This is a genomic window from Paenarthrobacter aurescens (assembly GCF_025421775.1).
GTDB classification, from domain to species: Bacteria; Actinomycetota; Actinomycetes; order Actinomycetales; family Micrococcaceae; genus Arthrobacter; species Arthrobacter aurescens_B.
In genome coordinates, this window is sequence record NZ_JAOEFX010000001.1 from 209,966 (window position 1) to 228,716 (window position 18,751).

The following is an 18,751-nucleotide window of genomic DNA, read 5'->3' on the forward strand; positions in this document are numbered from 1 at the left end:
TCCTTGTGTGGACACTGCAGCCGGCGTTTCCACCGTCGCGGCGTCTGCATAGTGGACGTTGCATGAGGTGTTGCACTGTCATCATACGCATCGTGTTAGTGTGAATTTGTGCGTACGGCAATGCTTCTTCTTAGCTGCCGCGGCGAGGCCTGAAAGCTATCTGACGCTGGGCCATCCTCGCCGCGGAGTTCCGTTGTGTCCGGCTAAGCTTTCACTTAGTTCTTAGAGAAAAGGCCACACGTCATGCGTAATGCACAAAAGCCCTCCGGTATGCCGATTCACCGCTACCTGCCGTTCCAGGACCAGATAACTGTCGAGGTTCCGGACCGCACTTGGCCGGACAAGGTCATCACCAAAGCCCCGCGTTGGTGCGCCGTAGACCTGCGCGATGGCAACCAGGCGCTGATTGACCCTATGAGTCCTGCGCGCAAGCTGAAGATGTTCCAGCTGCTGGTCAAGATGGGTTACAAGGAAATCGAGGTTGGATTCCCTTCGGCGTCGCAGACCGACTTCGATTTCGTCCGCCAGCTCATTGAGGGTGGCCATATACCGGACGACGTCAGCATCCAGGTTCTGACCCAGGCGCGTGAGCACTTGATCGAAAGGACCTACGAGTCCTTGGTTGGTGCCAAGCAGGCCATCGTTCACTTGTACAACTCCACATCGGTGCTCCAGCGGCGTGTCGTGTTCAACCAGGATGAAGACGGCATTCTGGATATTGCCTTGCAGGGTGCCCGGCTGTGCAAGAAGTACGAAGAGACGCTGGAAGACACGCACATCACCTATGAATACTCACCGGAGTCCTTCACGGGAACCGAGCTCGAGTACGCTGCGCGGGTCTGCAACGCGATTGCCGACGTTTTTGAGGCTTCCGCCGACAACCAGGTCATCATCAACCTGCCGGCCACTGTGGAAATGGCAACCCCGAACGTTTACGCAGACTCCATCGAGTGGATGCACCGGAACCTGCACCCCCGCGAGGGCATCATCATTTCCCTGCACCCGCACAACGACCGCGGGACGGGTGTGGCTGCTGCCGAGCTCGGCTATCTGGCCGGCGCAGACCGCATCGAAGGCTGCTTGTTCGGCAACGGCGAGCGAACCGGAAACGTGGATCTGGTGACACTGGGCCTGAACATGTTCGTGCAGGGCGTGGACCCGATGATCGACTTCTCCGATATCGATGAAGTCCGCCGCACGGTGGAGTACTGCAACCAGCTGCCGGTCCCGGAGCGTTCACCTTATGGTGGTGACCTCGTCTTCACGGCCTTCTCCGGTTCACACCAGGACGCCATCAAGAAGGGGTTTGAGGCACTGGAGAAGGACGCCGCCGCAGCTGGCAAGACGGTGGACGACTTCACGTGGCAGGTTCCGTACCTGCCCGTTGATCCGAAGGACCTGGGCCGCAGTTATGAAGCCGTCATTCGCGTCAACTCGCAATCCGGCAAGGGAGGCGTCGCCTACCTGTTGAAGAACGAGCACAACCTGGACCTGCCCCGCCGGGCCCAGATTGAGTTCTCCGGAGTCATCCAGCGCCGAACCGATGCCGTGGGCGGCGAGGTGAGCGGTGCTCAGTTGTGGCAGGTCTTCCAGGACGAGTATCTGCCCTCCGACGAGGAACAGGCACAGTGGGGCCGCTACGCTTTGGGCAGCGTGAGCACGGAAACCGATGAATCCGGAGCTATGACCATGAACGCGAATCTGCGGATCGATGGTGTGGAGGTGCGCCGGACCGGCCATGGCAACGGTCCCATCGCTGCGCTGCTGGATATTTTGCACCATGACGGCGTTGACGTTCGTGTACTCGACTACAGCGAACACGCCCTGTCCGAAGGCGGCAGCGCCAGTGCGGCGGCATATGTTGAGTGTGCCGTTGGGGAGCGGGTCCTATGGGGTGTCGGCATTGATCCCAGCACCACCACTTCATCCCTCAAGGCTTTGATTTCCGCGGTGAACCGGGCCGTGCGGGACTCCCGGGCCTAGGAGCCTGCGCCGTGTGGTGACGGGAAATACCGTCACCACACGGTCTTGCTGTCACCGGCCGGTCCAGGCATAGTGCGAAGATTAGTTGTGGCCAATCCATCGTTTGCAGCACGGTCCTATAGGGACGATGCCGTGGTGCTCCGCACCCACAAGCTGGGCGAGGCGGATCGGATCATCACCTTATTGACCAAACACCATGGGCAAGTCCGTGCTGTGGCCAAGGGCGTGCGTAGGACCAGCAGCCGTTTTGGGGCGCGCCTGGAACCGTTCATGGTGGCGGATTTGCAGCTGGTTTCCGGGCGGACGCTCGACATCGTGACCCAGGCGGTAGCCAAGGGCGCCTATGGCAGCAGCATCGCTGCCGATTATGGGCGGTTCACAGTGGCGGCGGCCATGACTGAGACCGCAGAGAAACTAACGGACGCCGATACCGAATCCGGCACCGCCCAATACAATCTGCTGGTTGGAGCCTTGGCTGCCCTTAGCCGTTCGGACCACCCACCTGAGCTCATCCTGGACTCCTATCTGCTGCGCGCGTTGGCTACAGGCGGCTGGGCCCCGAGTTTCACCGATTGCGCCCGCTGCGGCCGTCCTGGTCCACACACCGCCTTTGCCGCACCGGTCGGTGGAATGGTTTGCAGTGACTGCAGGCCCCCGGGTTCACCTGCCCCGGCACCAGAGACTGTAGTGCTGTTGGGCGCCCTCCTGACAGGAAACTGGGGCGTTGCGGATGCTTCTGACCCGCGGCATCGGCGGGAGGCGGCGGGGCTTGTGGCCAGCTACCTTCAGTGGCACCTTGAACGGGCATTGAAATCACTCAAACACGTGGAGCGAAGCTGACAGTGGGACTTGGAAAGAAAAGTAAATCAACAGCGGCAAGGACGGGGCCTGTGGTTGCCCCTTACGGTCATCCATCCGGCGCGGTGCCGCCGCGTATTCCAAGTGAACTAATCCCGCAGCACGTGGCGATCGTCATGGACGGTAACGGGCGCTGGGCAAATCAACGTGGACTGCCCCGCGTCGAGGGGCACAAGGCCGGCGAGCCTGCGTTGCTGGATGTCATGGCGGGGGCCATCGAGCTCGGCATTAAGTACGTCAGCGTTTACGCATTCTCAACAGAGAATTGGCGGCGTTCGCCCGAGGAAGTCCGGTTCCTCATGGGATTTAACAAGGATGTACTACGACGGCAGCGCAACCAGCTCGACGAATGGGGTGTCCGTATCCGCTGGGCTGGTCGCCGCCCCCGTTTGTGGGGTTCGGTCATCAGGGAGTTGGAAGAGGCAGAGGAGTACACCCGTGCCAACGACACCTGCACGTTGACCATGTGTGTTAATTACGGCGGCCGCGCTGAGATTGCCGATGCCGTTTCGGCCATTGCGCGCGACGTCGCCGAAGGACGGTTGAAGCCTGGATCGGTTTCCGAGAAGACCATCCAGAAGTACCTCGATGAGCCCGACCTCCCGGACGTTGACCTCTTCCTGCGAAGCTCGGGGGAGCAGCGGCTCTCCAATTTCCTTTTGTGGCAATCGGCCTATGCGGAGTTCGTCTTCATGGACACTCTGTGGCCGGATGTAGATCGGCGGACCCTTTGGGATGCCGTGGAGATCTACGCCAAGCGCGACAGGCGCTACGGCGGGGCCGTTGACGCTGCACCCGCAGGCAATTAGCATGCCCGTGCTGAATCAATAAGGATAGGCGGCCAGCCACACGGCGACGTCACGGTAAGCCTGTTGTCGGACGGTACGCCTGGAGAGAAAGACATCGTGCAAGGCCCCCGGATACCGGAACACGGCCGTGCGCCGGGCAAGGCCAAGGGCCCGACGAGACGTTTCTTCAACGTCAATGACAGCATCCGCCCGCATGAGGTCTGCCGTCCATTCAGCTTGGATCCTGGTTCTCCCCGACAGAAGAACCAAAACAGGGGAGTCGATGTTGAGCTTTCGCTCCACTGCGGCGTGACCGGCCAGCACTGCCTTCGTCCATCCTGCACGGATAGGGAAGGAAGCCCGCGGTCGCCAGACCGGATCGAGGATCCACTCGCCATGTGCTTCGTTGCTGACGCTCTCCCAGTAGGCGGGCATCTCCGGAAAGCGGAACGGTCGCTTGGGGTCAGTACGGGCAAAGGGCTCCACCAAGTGCATGGCAATGCTGCGGACGAGACTGCTGCCCTGCAGCTCCAGCCAGGGCGAATTCAGAACCAGCGTGCCAAGCCTGCCGGGGTTGCGGTCCGCCCAGAGCGCAGCGATCAAGCCGCCGAGGGAATGGCCCAGCATGTGGATGGTGGGGGGAGTGCTGTTCGCAGTTCGCGATGCCACATCGCGTTCGATGACCGTGAACGCGGCCTCCAGGTCTTCGTCGTAAACGCCGAGGTCGGATGTGTACCCCGGTGTTTGTCCGGGCAGCAGACTGCGGCCGAATTTCCGGAGGTCCAGCGCGTAGAAGTGAAAGCCCGACGCCGTGAGGTACTCTGCCAACTCGGTCTGCAGGAAGTAATCGGCCCACCCGTGCAGGTAGAGGACCACTCGTGGTGCCCCGGTTGGATCTGCCGGGGCCGCCCGGCGCTTGCGCCTGGTAAAGGATGCGAGGAAATCCAGGATTCCTTGCGGGGCCGCGTGTTCCGAGGGAGGGGCATGCCTGACGAGCGTGGCTTTGACGGGACCTTCCTCATCGGGCCTGAGGGGCAGGTCCATGCATTCGTAGCCGTGGCCAAGGAAATCGCGTTTCCACAACGATACGGACTCTTCCGTGGTGGTCATTTGTCCCCTTCCTGCCGTTCCTCCGGCAAGTCGCTGTTCATGAACCCGTTGATCCATCGGGCCAGCCGTGCGTAGGCATCCTTCCGTACCGCCGGTGCCGAAAGGAAGACGTCGTGAAGCCCCCCGTCGATGCGTTCCAAGGTCACGGTCCGGCCCAACGCCATGGCCCGCAACGCGATGACACCTACGTCAAGCACAGCATCCGATCGTCGCATGGACTCCTGCCACACCATGCCATTGGCACTTGCAGATGAGGTGAGCACCAGGACCGGTATTTCCAGCTTCAACCCCCGTGCCACCTGCGAATGGCCTGCGAATACGGCGCTTAGCCAGCCTGCCCGGACCGGAAACGCCAGAGGGGGCCGGTAGTTCTCGTCCAGCAGCCATTCCCCTTCTGCGGAACTGCTGATGCTACGGAAATAGAATCCACGCTCCGGCAACCTCAGCACAGTCTCCGGTCGAAGCTTTGCGAGGGGGGCCACCATGGCTTGGGCAGCTCTCCGGACCAGTGAATTGCCGTGCATTTCGAGCCAAGGGCTGTTGAGGACAAGGTACTGGATCACTCCTGGATGATGACTCGCCCATAGCGCCGCAACCAGTCCTCCGGTGGAATGCCCCATCAGTGTCAGGCTTCCCGTGGGGGACCCGGCCCGATCTTGCTGGATGAGCTCTATGGCCCGGTCAATTTCGGCGTCGTAGTCTGTCAGCTTGGCTACATAACCCCCGGGCGTGTCTGGCTGCAGGTTCCTGCCGTGGTTGTGCATGTCAAGGGCGTAGAAGTCGTATCCTTGCCTCGCCCAGAACGTGGCCAGTTCAGTGTTGAAGAAGTAGTCGCTCCACCCGTGAAGAAAAAGTACTGCGCCGTGCTGCTTGCGTGTGGCACGCCCGTCATCGGCGGGTTGGTTTTCTTGTTCCGAGCGGTGTCGAATCAGGGTGGCGTGGCGGATCACACCGTCTGTCCCTGTGGCGTCAAGGCCACAGGATTGGAAGTCTTCTCCCAGGATGTCAGCCGACCATTCCATGGCTTCAGCTTAGACAGTGGCAGCGGCGTCCCGGCCCGCTGCCCTGCCGGTGAAGAGGCACCCGCCCAGGAATGTCCCCTCCAATGCCCGGTATCCGTGGATGCCGCCTCCACCAAATCCGGCTGCTTCGCCGGCGCCGTAGAGCCCGGGGATGGCTGTTCCTTCGTTGTCCAGGACCCTGGAGCGCAGATCCGTCTTAAGGCCTCCCAGACTTTTTCGCGTCAGCACGGAGAGCCGGATGGCAATCAGCGGTCCGTGGGCTGGATCGGTCAAGCGGTGTGGGGGAGCTACCCGCATCAGCTTGTCCGTAGCGAATCTACGGGCAGCCCTGATCGCCGCAAGCTGCGGGTCCTTGCCCAGGCCGCTGGCCACCTGGCGGTCCCGTGCCCTCACGAGTGAGTCAAGTGCGGCGGCGTCAATCAGGGAGTTGCCTGCGAGTTGGTTCATCCGGGACGCGAGTTCCGACGGCGAGGACGCCTGGAGAAAATCGGGACCCCGGTCCAGGAAACGCTGGATAGGGGTATCGCTTCCGGGGCGCAAGCGTGAGGCAAGAAGCCGGACATCCTTATCCGTGAGATCGGGGTTCTGTTCGGATCCGGAGAGAGCGAGCTCCTTGAGCGCTATGGTGCGGTTGAGGACAAACCACGAATAGCCATGTCCTGTTCCGGCAATGTGGCGTAGTGCTCCCAGCGAGTCAAAGCCGGGGAACAGGGGCGCGGGCAACTGTCGGCCTTCGGCATCGAGCCATAGGGAAGATGGGCCCGGCAGGATGCGGATGCCGTGGTTCGGCCACACAGGATCGTAGTTGTGGATGCCTTCGGGATAGTGCCACATGCGGTCGTCGTTGACCAAGGCAGCTCCAGCGCTTTCCACGACAGGTAGAAATTCGCCGTCAACGGAAGCTGGAACGCCGGAAAGCATGTGGTCGGGTGCGTTGCTGCCGGGCCATTGGCGGCGGACGGACGAGTGATTGCCGCCGATGCCGCCGGTCGTCACCACAACAGCGCCTGCTGTGGCTTCGAAACCGCCGACGGCGACACGCGCGGAAGCCTGGCCCCGCACTGCCGTCGACGGTTCAAGAACCTCACCCGACACGCCTGCGATCCTGCCCGCCGTCGTCGTCAGTGATTGGGCCCGGTGCCTGAAGTGCAGGCTGACCCTGCCGGCGCCCACGCCTTCCAATACTTTGGCGAGGAAGGGCTTCACCAGCGCTGGTCCCGTTCCCCAGGTGACGTGGAATCGTGGCACGGTGTTGCCGTGCCCTTGAGGTCCATAGCCGCCGCGTTCAGCCCATTGCACCAACGGGAAGACGCCAACTCCGAGGCTCTTCAGCCACGCGCGTTTCTCGCCGGCGGCGAAGTCGACGTAGGCCTCTGCCCATTCCAAGGCAGCCCGGTCATCCGGTCGGTCGAAGGCGGCCGAGGCCATCCAGTCGGACAGGGCAAGATCAACGCTGTCTTTCACACCGAGGCGCCGTTGCTCCGGTGTGTTGACCATGAAAAGACCGCCAAATGACCAATGCGCCTGTCCACCCACGGAGGCCCCAGGCTCCTGATCCAGAACGGCCACCGTCCTCCCCGCGGCATAGGCAGTGGCGGCGGCAACCAGCCCGGACAACCCTGCTCCGACCACCACCACGTCGGCAGTGATCCTGTAGCTTCCATGATTTGCGTCACTATTTTCCCCGGGCATGCGTACATGCTAGCGGCATCCGTGGTCACGGGTTTGGTGTGTTGTCCGTAAACCGGAAAACTAGGATCATGCGTGTTTACCCCACATTCTTCAAGCTGGCCTTCTCCTGGATGGACGCTGAGAAGGCACATAAGATCGGCTTCCAGGGAATCAGGGCGGCCCACCGTTCGGGCGCCGGGAGGATCCTTGCCCGCCTGACAGCTCCTGACGCCTCGCTTCGCACTGAGGCGCTGGGCTTGACGTTTCCGTCACCTTTTGGCCTGGCGGCAGGTTTCGACAAGGAAGGCCACGGCATCGAGGCCTTGACTGAGCTTGGTTTCGGCCATGTGGAAGTGGGGACCATCACGGGCCAGGCGCAGCCAGGCAATGAGAAGCCCAGGTTGTTCCGCTTGATCGAGGACCGCGCGGTCATCAATCGGATGGGATTCAATAACGACGGCGCTTCAGCGGTCGCGCCGAGGCTTAAGTCTGCCCGGGCCGCCCTGCAAAAAGTACACCCAGACGTCCGGCCAATCATCGGTGTGAACATCGGCAAGACCAAAGTGGTGGAGCTTGACGAAGCCACGGACGATTACCTGGTCAGCGCACGCAGCCTGGCCCCTGCAGCTGATTACCTGGTGGTAAACGTCAGCTCTCCCAACACGCCAGGGCTTCGCTTGCTGCAGAACGTGGAAACACTTCGTCCACTGTTGCGGGCAGTAGGCGACGCCGCTGATGAGGCCGCTGGCAGGCACGTTCCCCTGCTGGTCAAGATTGCACCGGACTTGACCAACGAGGACATCGACGACGTCGCGCGACTCGCTCTGGACCTTAAACTTGATGGCATCATTGCCACCAACACCACGATTTCCCGTGATGGACTCGTCTCCGACGCTGCGAAGGTCGAATCGCTGGGCGCAGGTGGGTTGTCAGGGGCGCCCCTGAAGCAACGCTCCCTGGAGGTACTGCGGAGACTGAAGGCGGCTGTCGGTGACGAGCTGGTGCTCGTTGCTGTCGGTGGCGTCGAGGCTGCATCAGATGTCCAGGACCGTTTGGATGCCGGCGCAACACTGGTGCAGGGATACACGGCATTTCTCTATGAGGGGCCGTTCTGGGCATCCCGCATCAACAAGGGTCTTGTAAGGCTCCGCAAGAAGGCTGGGCGCTAGTCGCTCAATGACGAAGAAAACCCCGGACCAGTGGTCCGGGGTTTTCTTGTATTTGAAGGTTTGGGCGCCTACGCCGGGTACTGCCCGCGCTTGACCTGCGGCTTGGGGAGGCGGAGCTTGCGGAACTGGAGGGCGCGCATGCAGCCGTACCAGACAGAACCGCGTTCCACCTCTCCGAACTTTTCCGTGAGGCGCTTTCGAAGCTTGCGGGACAGGATGAAGACGTCCACGAAGACGGCCAGGAACATGATCCAGAATCCCACCAGCACGTAGCTGATACCGGCGCTCGTGGGCGGAATGATCAGGGAGATCACTACGAACAGCAAGGCGCCGAACATGAGGTATTCACCGAGGCTGAAGCGGGCGTCGACATAGTCCCGCGTGTACCGCTTCTGGGGGCCCTTGTCACGGAGGGGGAGGAATTTCTCATCTCCCGTATCCAGTGCCTGCCGCATTTTCTGCCGCTGGTCCTGGATAGCCACTCTTTCGGCTGCCTTGGATGCTTTACGGTCGTTGGGAACCAAGGGGCGCTTGCGGGCTGCTTCCTGGTCCTTCCGCTTGGGCGTAGGGGCGCCCTTGCCGGCACCCGGCTCCGGGGCGGTGGCGTAGGCCTGGTCTACTACTGATTGAGCGCTGGGCTCTTCCTTTTTGCGTCCGAACACCCATACAGAATACCCCTCACGAAGGTGGCGCACGTTACGTGTCCGGTTGCCTGGGCCCGATCGGGCCCAGGCCGTGCCTGCCCTGGCCCGGGAATCCCCGGCGGTAAAGTATGGCCATGACTTCAGCACATGCGGAGATCCCGCAGAACAAGCAACGGCACTCCGGCGAAACCCCCGTGGAGGCCCTGACCGAAGCGGTCAATGAATCCTTCGAAAGCACCATGGCCTCCCTTAAGGAACTCGTGTCCGTTCCGGGTATTGCCTGGCCAAGTTTTGATCCGGGCGAACTTGATCGCAGCGCTGAGGCAGTTGCTTCGTTGGTCAAGGCCGCCGGCATGGAAGAAGTCCGGATTCTGCGGTGCAACAAAGCGGACGGTACCCCGGGTGGACCTGCCGTCGTCGCGCGCCGTGCCGCGGCCGACGGCAAGCCAACCATCCTTCTGTACGCGCACCACGATGTTCAGCCGCCGGGGGACAAGAGCCTCTGGAACTCGGAACCCTTTGTCGCCGAGGAGCGCGGGGGCAGGCTGTACGGCCGCGGCGCAGCGGATGACAAGGCAGGCATTATGGCGCACCTTGCTGCCTACAGTGCCGCCACCAAGGTTCTTGGTGAGGAGTTCGGCCTCGGCGTGACGTTCTTTTTCGAGGGTGAGGAAGAAGCAGGATCGCCCACGTTCCGGACATTCCTCGAAGAGCACCAGGAGCTCTTGCGGTCCGACGTCATTGTGGTGGCAGACTCAAGCAACTGGAAAGTAGGCGTTCCCGCCCTGACCACCAGCCTCCGTGGCTTGGTGGACGGTACTTTCGAAGTCCGCGTTCTGGAACACGCAGTCCACTCGGGCATGTTCGGCGGACCGGTACTGGATGCCCCAACACTTTTGTCGCGGCTCATTGCGACTCTGCACGACGATGACGGCAACGTGGCGGTTGCCGGCCTGGTAGCCAGGGACGAAGTAGCTGTGGACCTGGCCGAAGAGGACTACCGCGCCGACGCGTCAGTGCTCGACGGCGTGAAGCTCGCCGGAAGCGGGACAATCGGTTCACGTCTGTGGACCAAGCCGGCCCTGTCCATCATTGGGATGGACGTCCCGGCAGTTGACGTCGCCTCCAATACCCTTATTCCGGCTGCCCGCGCCAAGTTCAGCATGCGGTTGGCGCCGGGGCAGGACCCCGAAGCAGCAATGGAGGCCCTGAAGCAGCATGTTGAGTCACATGCGCCCTTCGGTGCCAAGGTGACCTTTACGCCGGGGGAGAGGGGCAACGCCTTCTCCACCTATACGTCCTCCGCTGCCGCGCGGCTTGCCCTCTGGGCGTTGGGGGAGTCATGGGGAGTCCAGCCCGTGGAAATGGGTATCGGTGGTTCCATTCCGTTCATCGCAGACCTCCTGGAGATGTACCCGGATGTCCAGATCCTGGTGACCGGCGTGGAGGACCCCGATTCCCGCGCGCACAGCGCCAACGAATCTTTGCACATTGAAGACTTCCGGCACGCGGTGTTGGCTGAGGCGCTGATGCTGGCCAGACTCAATGCCGAAGGACTGGCGGGCTAAGCTCCAGGGCGCGCCGGGAACAACCAAATGCTGTCTGTGGTTACGTCAGGAGTTATAGCTAAGCGTCTGCGCGACGTAGCATTAGCTATAACCCGTACGTAATTGGGTAAGGGCAGGCAGCGTTCCGGCGCCGCCGCCAGGAGCTTCATAAGAAGGTAGGCCAATGAGCACTGCAACCAACGAAAACAGCACCGGAGCACAGCTCGTCACCAACGACGAACTGCCCACGCACGAGGTCGATCTGACCGACGTGGCCGCAGGCAAGGTCCGCAGCCTCCTCGAACAGGAAGGGCGCACCGACCTTCGGCTGCGCGTTGCAGTCCAGCCTGGAGGCTGCTCCGGTCTGATCTACCAGCTTTATTTCGATGAGCGACTGCTTGACGGAGATGCTGTGCGTGACTACGACGGCGTTGAGGTCGTCGTAGACAAGATGAGCGTTCCCTACCTCAGCGGCGCCAGCATCGACTTCGAAGACACCATCTCGAAGCAGGGCTTCACCATCGACAACCCGAACGCCGGCGGGTCTTGCGCCTGCGGCGATTCGTTCCACTGATGTGAGCCATCGCCGCATGTCGGCGCCGCTTTGGACGGGTTTTAAACCGTTCGGAGCCACGGCGCTGACATGTGCGCGAAAACCGCGCGATAGCGGTAAGCTCTACATCGGGTAGTAAAACTTTTAGTGTGCCCGGTGAGCCTTCGGCCTGCCGGGAGACAGCAACAAGAGGAAGGGCCGTCTGTGAGTTCGCAGAACCGAACCGGCAGCCGACGCATAAAGATCACATCGATCACTGGCTTGGCACTAGCCGGCGCGTTGGTTTTGACCGGATGTTCACCAGAGGTAGAGAAGGGTTGGCTGCCTACAGAGCGCGGCACGACCAACCACACTGACCGGATCATGGACCTCTGGGTCAACTCATGGATCGCCGCCTTGGCAGTCGGTATTATCACGTGGGGCCTTCTGGTCTGGTGCATCATCGCTTACCGTCGCCGCAAGGGCACCACGGGATTCCCCAAGCAGCTCAGCTACAACCTGCCGCTCGAGGTCTTCTACTTGACCATCCCGCTGTTCATGGTGCTGGTGTTCTTCTACTTCACCGACCAGGATCAGCGTGCGATCGATGACCGCTCGCAGCCTGCCGACGTCGTTGTTGACGTCCGCGGCAAGCAGTGGGCCTGGGACTTCAACTACAAAAAGGGTGAGGTCATCAACGAGGACCTCCACGAGGCCGGCGTTCAGGCACACCTGACCGGCAACGAGGTCAACAAGGAACTTCTTCCCACTCTCTACTTGCCCGTTGGCAAGTCAGTGGACCTGGAACTGAACTCCCGTGACGTCATTCACTCATTCTGGGTTCCCGCCTTCCTCCAGAAGCGCGACATGATCCCTGGCAAGACGAACTACATCAGGTTCACCCCCACCAAGGAGGGCACCTTCGACGGTAAGTGTGCCGAACTCTGCGGTGAATACCACTCCGAAATGCTTTTCCGCGTCAAGGTTGTCTCTGAGTCTGAATTCCAGGCACACATGGACAAGCTTCGCCAGGAAGGCAACACGGGCCTCCTCGGTGCGGAATACGACCGCAACCCGAACCTGAACGAAACCAAGTAAGGGGAGCGACGTGGCTACGTACACTCAATCCGCGGGGGTCCTAGAAGCTCCCGTAGTTCCTAAATCCAAGGGACGCATCGTCGTCAACTGGATCACCTCCACCGACCACAAGACCATCGGGTACATGTACCTGATTGCATCCTTCGTGTTCTTCTGCCTCGGTGGAGTCATGGCGCTGTTGATCCGCGCCGAACTGTTCGAACCCGGAATGCAGATCCTGCAGACCAAAGAGCAGTACAACCAGATGTTCACGATGCACGGCACCGTGATGCTCCTGATGTTTGCAACTCCTCTCTTTGCCGGCTTCGCCAACGTGATCATGCCGCTGCAGATTGGCGCTCCCGACGTCGCCTTCCCGCGTCTGAACGCACTGGCTTTCTGGTTCTTCCTGTTCGGCTCCACCATTGCCGTCTCCGGCTTCATCACCCCTCAGGGTGCTGCGTCCTTCGGCTGGTTCGCCTACGCTCCCTTGTCGAACACCACGTTCAGTCCCGGCGTCGGTGGTGACCTGTGGGTGTTTGGCCTTGCGCTCTCGGGCTTCGGAACCATTCTTGGTGCCGTCAACTTCATCACCACCATCATCTGCATGCGTGCCCCCGGCATGACCATGTGGCGCATGCCGATCTTCACCTGGAACACGCTCGTTACGGCAATCCTGGTCCTGATGGCCTTCCCGCCGCTGGCAGCAGCTCTGTTCGCACTTGGTGCCGACCGCCGTTTCGGCGCCCACATCTTCGATCCCGAAAACGGCGGCGCGGTCCTGTGGCAGCACCTGTTCTGGTTCTTCGGGCACCCTGAGGTGTACATCATTGCGCTGCCGTTCTTCGGCATCGTTTCCGAGATCTTCCCCGTCTTCAGCCGCAAGCCGATCTTCGGCTACAAGGGTCTTGTCTACGCAACCATCGCCATCGCCGCGTTGTCCGTCACAGTGTGGGCGCACCACATGTACGTAACTGGTTCGGTTCTGCTGCCGTTCTTCGCATTCATGACGATGCTGATCGCCGTACCCACTGGTGTGAAGTTCTTCAACTGGATCGGAACGCTCTGGCAGGGTTCCATCACCTTCGAGACGCCCATGCTGTGGAGCATCGGCTTCCTGGTGACGTTCCTCTTCGGTGGCCTTACGGGCATCATCCTGGCTTCCCCTCCGCTGGACTTCCACGTCTCGGACTCCTACTTCGTGGTCGCCCACTTCCACTACGTGGTGTTCGGTACCGTGGTGTTTGCGATGTTCGCAGGGTTCTACTTCTGGTGGCCCAAGTGGACCGGCAAGATGCTCAACGAGCGGCTCGGCAAGATTCACTTCTGGCTCCTCTTCCTGGGCTTCCACGGCACATTCCTGATCCAGCACTGGCTGGGTGTTGAAGGTATGCCGCGTCGCTACGCGGACTACATGCCGCAGGACAACTTCACGTGGATGAACCAGTTCTCCACCATCTCCTCGTTCGTTCTGGGCGCTTCGCTGCTGCCGTTCTTCTGGAATGTGTACATCACCTGGCGGAGCAACAAGAAGGTTGAAGTTGATGACCCGTGGGGCTTCGGTGCATCGCTGGAGTGGGCAACTTCCTGCCCGCCGCCGCGCCACAACTTCACCTCCTTGCCCCGCATCCGATCCGAGCGCCCGGCGCTGGACCTGCACCACCCGGAGCTGGCCCAGGTTCACACCGCCGAGGCCCCGTCGCCCGCAGCAGCCGTTTTGGGTAACGCCGACCAAAGGGACGTCAACAAATGAAAATTGAATCGTGGCTCTTCGGAGCCGGAGTCTTCTTCTTCGTCCCCGTAGCCATCGCCTATGGTTTCCTGACCGAATGGTCTGAGTGGGTCGGTGTCCTGGGCATCTTGCTGGTCGGCGGTCTCGCCGGCATGATCGGTGCCTACCTCGGGTTCACTGGTAAGAGAATCGGTCTGCGTCCCGAGGACCGCCCGGATGCTGAGGTTCATGAGGGTGCAGGCGAGCAGGGCCACTTTAGCCCCTGGAGCTGGTGGCCCCTGGTTCTCGGCCTGGCATGTGCCGGTGGTTTCCTCGGCCTCGCGATCGGCTTCTGGGTGACGTACGTCGCTGGTGGCCTCGCCCTTGTGGCCTTGGTTGGCTGGGTGTTTGAGTACAGCCGTGGCGACCACGCGCACTAGCCTTTAGCAACAAGACGATGGGCCCCACCTTTTTGGTGGGGCCCATCGTGTTTAAGAACGTGATCTCCAGGGTGACACTTGGAACGTTGCCTACCGTGGCGGCTTTCTGCAGGTATACCTCTCAGCGGGCCTCCGTGGCCTCAAGGACAGCCGAGAGACGTGCAAGGGCATCCTCGACGGTGGGAATGCTCTGATCGCCGCTCAGCGCGTTCGGTGACACCTCCAGCAATACTTCACAACCGTGGCCAAAATCTTCGGTCATGACTTCCAACAGCGAGCGGGCATCTACAGGCTGACCGTGCTGTTTACGGATGGTGACCGGCAAACCAGTTTCGGTAACAGCACGGACGAACACTGCGGCTGCCCGTGCATGCAGTCCGATGTCGGCGGCGACGAAAGCCCTCTGCTTTGGCAACCCAACTCCTTTGCTACGACGGATCCTCCGTCAAAAAATGAACCATACAAGCCTAGCCGCCGCGGACCGCCCGCTCCATTTCGGTCGTTCAGTGGTCTAGACCTGTAGCGTTCCTGAATTATCCTTGAATCATGACTCACCTGCTGGACATCTGCCGTGCCTGAGGCAGCAAGCATTGCCGGCGAAATTGACCGCGCCAGCGCCACTCCGATTTACGTTCAGCTTCGTGAAATCCTGCGGGCATTCATCGCCCAATCCTGCCCACCAGGGTCTGCTCTTCCATCTGAGCGGGATCTGTCGGAGCGGTTCGGGCTCGCGCGTATGACCGTGCGGCAGGCCATTGATGCCTTGGTAGGCGAAGAGGTTATCGAGCGCGTAGTTGGGCTTGGCACATTCGTCAGGAAGCCCAAGCTGGATCTCCAAGTGAAACTCACCTCCTACAGCGAAGAGATGCAGCGCCGAGGCATGGTTCCTGCCGCAAAGGTACTCAGCTTCGAACAGATCGCTGCCAGCGCGTTCCTTGCACGGGAACTGCAGCTGGAGGAGGGTACGCCCTTGGTTCGGTTCAGGCGGTTGTTGCTGGCTGACAATGAACCAATGAGCGTGGATGAGAACTTCATTCCTGCGCATCGTGTTCCAGGCTTGCTCGATGAGGCGCCTCCAACCTCTCTCTACAACGTCTTGAGCGAACGCTTTGGTCTGGTCATGGAGTGGGGCGAGGACATGATTGAAGCCACTGCGGCATCCCCCTCCACCGCCAGGCTCCTCAACGTGGACGTCGGTGCACCATTGCTTAAGATCCAGCGCCATGCCTTCGTTGCCAGGGCGATGGTGGACTACTCCGTCTCTTACTACCGGGCCGACCGGTACAAATTGTGGGTCCCTCTGCAGCGACCCGGCGTTCGTCCCACCCGGAACTATTCGTCCGGATACCGCACCCAGTAGTTGGAACGCGAACAGCCTCTGCTTGGTGGATGCCCCCTACGAAAAGAAAACGCAATAAGGAAGGGCCCGGTCCAATGGACCGGGCCCTTCCTTATTGCTTGCTAAGCCGCTAGTGGCTCAGGCTCTTCTGGTCTTCGCCAGCAGCGATGGCCTCGTGGTGGCCATGAGCGTGGGCTGCTTCGAGTTCAGCAGGGGTTGCCGGGGCAACACGATCCTCGAAGAACCACTTGGAAAGTGCCGCGCGGCGCTTTTCCTTGCGGGTGACTACGCCATGTTCGTTCGGTTCAGCCGGCAGGGGAGCCGGTGACTCGAAGCCAACGAGCTTGTAGCGCTTGTACTCGTCCAGGGGAGCGTGGACTTCGATGAACTCACCGTGCGGGAGTCGCACAATGCGGCCCGTCTCGCGTCCGTGCAGGGCGATTTCGCGGTCCTTGCGCTGGAGTGCCAGTGCGATGCGTTTGGTCACGATGAAGGCGATGACCGGGCCGATGAAGAACAGGGTCCGGAGCCAGTACGTCACATCGTTCAGGGACACGTGGAAGTGCGTTGCAATAAGGTCGGAGCCAGCTGCTGCCCACATCACGCAATACCAGGTGAAGCCTGCAACGCCGATGGCGGTGCGGGTAGGAGCGTTGCGTGGACGGTCAAGGACGTGGTGTTCACGGTTGTCCTTGGTGATCCAGCGTTCAATCCACGGGTACATGAACAAGACCGTAAAGATGATTCCAGCGGGTACAAGTGCCGGAAGCAGCACGTTCAGGGTCAGGGTACGTCCGAAGATGACCCATTCGAAGTGGAAGTCGTTGATGACACCCGGCATGAGTCGCAATGCGCCATCCACGAACCCGATGTACCAGTCAGGCTGGGTACCGGCCGAAACCGGGGAGGGGTCGTAGGGACCATAGTTCCAGATCGGGTTGATCGTGAACGCGGCCGCCATGAGCGCCAGGACGCCGAAGACGATGAAGAAGAATCCACCGGCCTTGGCAGCGTAAACCGGGCCAAGCGGGTAGCCGACGACGTTGCCGTCGTTGCGTCCGGGACCGGGGTACTGGGTGTGCTTGTGCACGACCACCATGAAGAGGTGGATAACGATCATCAGCAGGATGAGGGCCGGAACAAGCAGGATGTGCAGGACATACAGGCGGCCGATGATGGCTGTACCCGGGAACTCACCTCCGAAGAGGAAGAACGAAGTGTATGTTCCGATGACCGGGATTGACTTGATCACACCGTCGATGATTCGCAGGCCGTTGCCGGAGAGAAGGTCATCGGGGAGGGAGTAACCGGTGAAGCCGGCTGCCATGGCGAGGATAAGCAGGACGCCGCCCACTACCCAGTTCATTTCACGGGGCTTGCGGAAAGCACCCGTGAAGAACACGCGCAGCATGTGGACACCCAGTGACGCCACGAACAGCAGGGCTGCCCAGTGGTGTACCTGGCGCATGAACAGGCCGCCGCGGACGTCAAACGAGATGTTCAGTGACGAGCTGTAAGCGACGGACATTTCGACGTTGTACAGCGGTGTGTATGAACCCTGGTAGTGGGTTTCCGCCATGGACGGATCGAAGAAGAAGGTCAGGAATGTACCCGACATCAGCAAGATGACGAAGGAGTACAGCGCCACCTCACCGAACATGAATGACCAGTGGTCGGGGAAGACCTTCCGGCCGAACTCACGCAGGATGCCGGAGCCGCCAACACGCTCGTCCACGAAGTTGGTGAAACTACCAACTTTTGTCTTCGGAACGAAGGGGGCTTCAGCTGTTGATGAGGCGCTCATGCTCGTCACGCTCCCAGTAACTCGGTCCTACAGGTTCTCTGAAGTCGCTGGTGGCGACGAGGTAGCCCTCTGCGTCAACTGCAATCGGCAGCTGGGGGAGCGGACGGCTTGCCGGTCCGAAGATGACCTTGCATTCCTGCGTGAGGTCAAACGTGGACTGGTGGCACGGGCACAGGAGGTGGTGCGTCTGCTGCTCGTAAAGGGCAACGGGGCAACCGACGTGCGTGCAGATCTTGGAGTAAGCAACGATGCCGTTGTAGCTCCAGTTTTCACGGCCCTCGGAGGGATTCAATGAGTTCGGATCGAGGCGCATCAGCAGAACGACGGCTTTTGCCTTTTCGTTCAGCTTGCCTTCGTGGAGCTCGTTGAGACCTTCGGGAATGACGTGGAAGGCCGAACCGATGGTGACATCCGAGGCCTTGATGGGGGTGCCATCAGGGTCGCGGGTCAGGCGCTTAAGCTTGCCGCCTTCTGGAGCCCACATGGTGTGTGCCAGTGCATCATCCGGACGCGGGCCCAAGTCACCGAAGATGGCGAGAGCCGGCAAGGGCGCAAGCGCAACGGCACCAAGAAGGGTGTTGCGGATCAGCGGGCGGCGCTTGATGCCGGTCTCCTCGACGATGTCGTCGACGATGCGGACTGCTGCCTGGCGATCCTCTTCGGTACGGATAGCGTGGCGCTCTTCAGACACTTCGTGGTCGGGCATCAGGGCCTTGGCCCAATGCACGATGCCGGTGCCGATGCCAAGCATTGCGAATGCCGTACCGAGACCCAGAAGAAGGTTCTGGGTGCGGATGGTCGCAATGGTGGAATCTTCGCCAAGGTCGATGGCAAAGTACGCCACCAGGAAGACCAGCGTGCCGATGACGGAGGTGCCAAACAGAATGGCTACCTGACGTTCGGCTCGCTTCGCGGCTACCGGGTCCGTGTCAGCCAGGCGCAAACGATGCGGAGGAAGTCCAGGGTCCTGGAACTTCTCCACCTCATTCTGACCAGCCGTAGCTACGGTGCCCGAGTGGTTCGGACTGCCGTCACTATGGTTGCCCATAATTCGCC

General features: G+C 61.0%; 17 protein-coding genes. 10 read left to right on the top strand and 7 right to left on the bottom strand.

Going from position 1 to position 18,751, the window contains the following annotated elements; translation table 11 throughout:
• Positions 1–243 precede the first annotated feature (243 nt).
• The 3 genes from leuA to N7568_RS01040 all read left to right on the top strand — a co-directional run bounded on the left by leuA (position 244) and on the right by N7568_RS01040 (position 3,650).
• On the top strand, positions 244–1,983 hold the full coding sequence (leuA, locus tag N7568_RS01030) for a 2-isopropylmalate synthase (protein WP_261608063.1): 1,740 nt from the start codon (positions 244–246) through the stop codon (positions 1,981–1,983).
• 87 nt (positions 1,984–2,070) lie between these two features.
• Positions 2,071–2,823 carry a DNA repair protein RecO gene (recO, locus tag N7568_RS01035; RefSeq protein ID WP_261608064.1) on the top strand — a complete coding sequence of 251 codons (753 nt, stop codon included), beginning with the start codon at positions 2,071–2,073 and terminating at the stop codon, positions 2,821–2,823.
• Positions 2,824–2,825: 2 nt separating this feature from the next.
• On the top strand, positions 2,826–3,650 hold the full coding sequence (locus N7568_RS01040; RefSeq protein WP_261608065.1) for an isoprenyl transferase: 825 nt from the start codon (positions 2,826–2,828) through the stop codon (positions 3,648–3,650).
• A 15-nt stretch (positions 3,651–3,665) separates the two neighbouring features.
• Here the strand turns inward: N7568_RS01040 and N7568_RS01045 are convergent, their stop codons facing one another.
• From N7568_RS01045 to N7568_RS01055, 3 genes are read right to left on the bottom strand one after another with little or no spacing between them, the layout of a single operon-like run.
• Complete coding sequence (locus N7568_RS01045; protein ID WP_261608066.1) at positions 3,666–4,739, bottom strand: alpha/beta hydrolase; 1,074 nt, start codon at positions 4,737–4,739, stop codon at positions 3,666–3,668.
• Complete coding sequence (locus tag N7568_RS01050; RefSeq protein ID WP_261608067.1) at positions 4,736–5,761, bottom strand: alpha/beta hydrolase; 1,026 nt, start codon at positions 5,759–5,761, stop codon at positions 4,736–4,738. Before N7568_RS01050 ends, N7568_RS01045 begins: the two co-directional genes overlap by 4 nt.
• A gap of 9 nt (positions 5,762–5,770) precedes the next feature.
• Complete coding sequence (locus N7568_RS01055) at positions 5,771–7,453, bottom strand: FAD-binding dehydrogenase (protein ID WP_261608068.1); 1,683 nt, start codon at positions 7,451–7,453, stop codon at positions 5,771–5,773.
• A 68-nt stretch (positions 7,454–7,521) separates the two neighbouring features.
• Between N7568_RS01055 and N7568_RS01060 the strand changes: the two genes are divergently transcribed.
• The gene (locus N7568_RS01060) at positions 7,522–8,601 is read left to right on the top strand and encodes a quinone-dependent dihydroorotate dehydrogenase (RefSeq protein WP_261608069.1); all 1,080 of its coding nucleotides are present in this window, start codon (positions 7,522–7,524) and stop codon (positions 8,599–8,601) included.
• A gap of 68 nt (positions 8,602–8,669) precedes the next feature.
• Here the strand turns inward: N7568_RS01060 and N7568_RS01065 are convergent, their stop codons facing one another.
• Complete coding sequence (locus N7568_RS01065; protein ID WP_261608070.1) at positions 8,670–9,263, bottom strand: DUF3043 domain-containing protein; 594 nt, start codon at positions 9,261–9,263, stop codon at positions 8,670–8,672.
• A 116-nt stretch (positions 9,264–9,379) separates the two neighbouring features.
• Here N7568_RS01065 and N7568_RS01070 point away from each other — a divergent pair, with 116 nt between their 5' ends.
• From N7568_RS01070 to N7568_RS01090, 5 genes are all read left to right on the top strand, one after another.
• Positions 9,380–10,813, top strand: coding sequence for a dipeptidase (locus tag N7568_RS01070; RefSeq protein WP_261608071.1), 1,434 nt, complete (start codon positions 9,380–9,382; stop codon positions 10,811–10,813).
• Between the two features lie 163 nt (positions 10,814–10,976).
• Complete coding sequence (locus tag N7568_RS01075; RefSeq protein WP_261608072.1) at positions 10,977–11,366, top strand: HesB/IscA family protein; 390 nt, start codon at positions 10,977–10,979, stop codon at positions 11,364–11,366.
• 183 nt (positions 11,367–11,549) lie between these two features.
• Complete coding sequence (gene ctaC / locus N7568_RS01080; protein WP_089595186.1) at positions 11,550–12,422, top strand: aa3-type cytochrome oxidase subunit II; 873 nt, start codon at positions 11,550–11,552, stop codon at positions 12,420–12,422.
• Positions 12,423–12,432: 10 nt separating this feature from the next.
• On the top strand, positions 12,433–14,154 hold the full coding sequence (ctaD, locus tag N7568_RS01085; protein ID WP_261608073.1) for an aa3-type cytochrome oxidase subunit I: 1,722 nt from the start codon (positions 12,433–12,435) through the stop codon (positions 14,152–14,154).
• Complete coding sequence (locus N7568_RS01090) at positions 14,151–14,552, top strand: cytochrome c oxidase subunit 4 (protein ID WP_231342844.1); 402 nt, start codon at positions 14,151–14,153, stop codon at positions 14,550–14,552. Before ctaD ends, N7568_RS01090 begins: the two co-directional genes overlap by 4 nt.
• Positions 14,553–14,673: 121 nt before the next feature.
• Here N7568_RS01090 and N7568_RS01095 read toward each other — a convergent pair whose 3' ends face one another.
• Positions 14,674–14,967 carry an HPr family phosphocarrier protein gene (locus N7568_RS01095; RefSeq protein WP_261608074.1) on the bottom strand — a complete coding sequence of 98 codons (294 nt, stop codon included), beginning with the start codon at positions 14,965–14,967 and terminating at the stop codon, positions 14,674–14,676.
• A gap of 156 nt (positions 14,968–15,123) precedes the next feature.
• Here N7568_RS01095 and N7568_RS01100 point away from each other — a divergent pair, with 156 nt between their 5' ends.
• Positions 15,124–15,912 carry a GntR family transcriptional regulator gene (locus tag N7568_RS01100; protein WP_261608075.1) on the top strand — a complete coding sequence of 263 codons (789 nt, stop codon included), beginning with the start codon at positions 15,124–15,126 and terminating at the stop codon, positions 15,910–15,912.
• Positions 15,913–16,021: 109 nt separating this feature from the next.
• On the opposite strand, the gene qcrB is transcribed toward N7568_RS01100, so the two are convergent.
• Positions 16,022–17,695, bottom strand: coding sequence for a cytochrome bc1 complex cytochrome b subunit (qcrB, locus tag N7568_RS01105; RefSeq protein ID WP_261608076.1), 1,674 nt, complete (start codon positions 17,693–17,695; stop codon positions 16,022–16,024).
• Positions 17,673–18,743, bottom strand: coding sequence for a cytochrome bc1 complex Rieske iron-sulfur subunit (qcrA, locus tag N7568_RS01110; protein WP_261608077.1), 1,071 nt, complete (start codon positions 18,741–18,743; stop codon positions 17,673–17,675). The genes qcrB and qcrA overlap by 23 nt, the downstream gene beginning before the upstream one ends.
• Between the last annotated feature and the right edge of the window lie 8 nt (positions 18,744–18,751).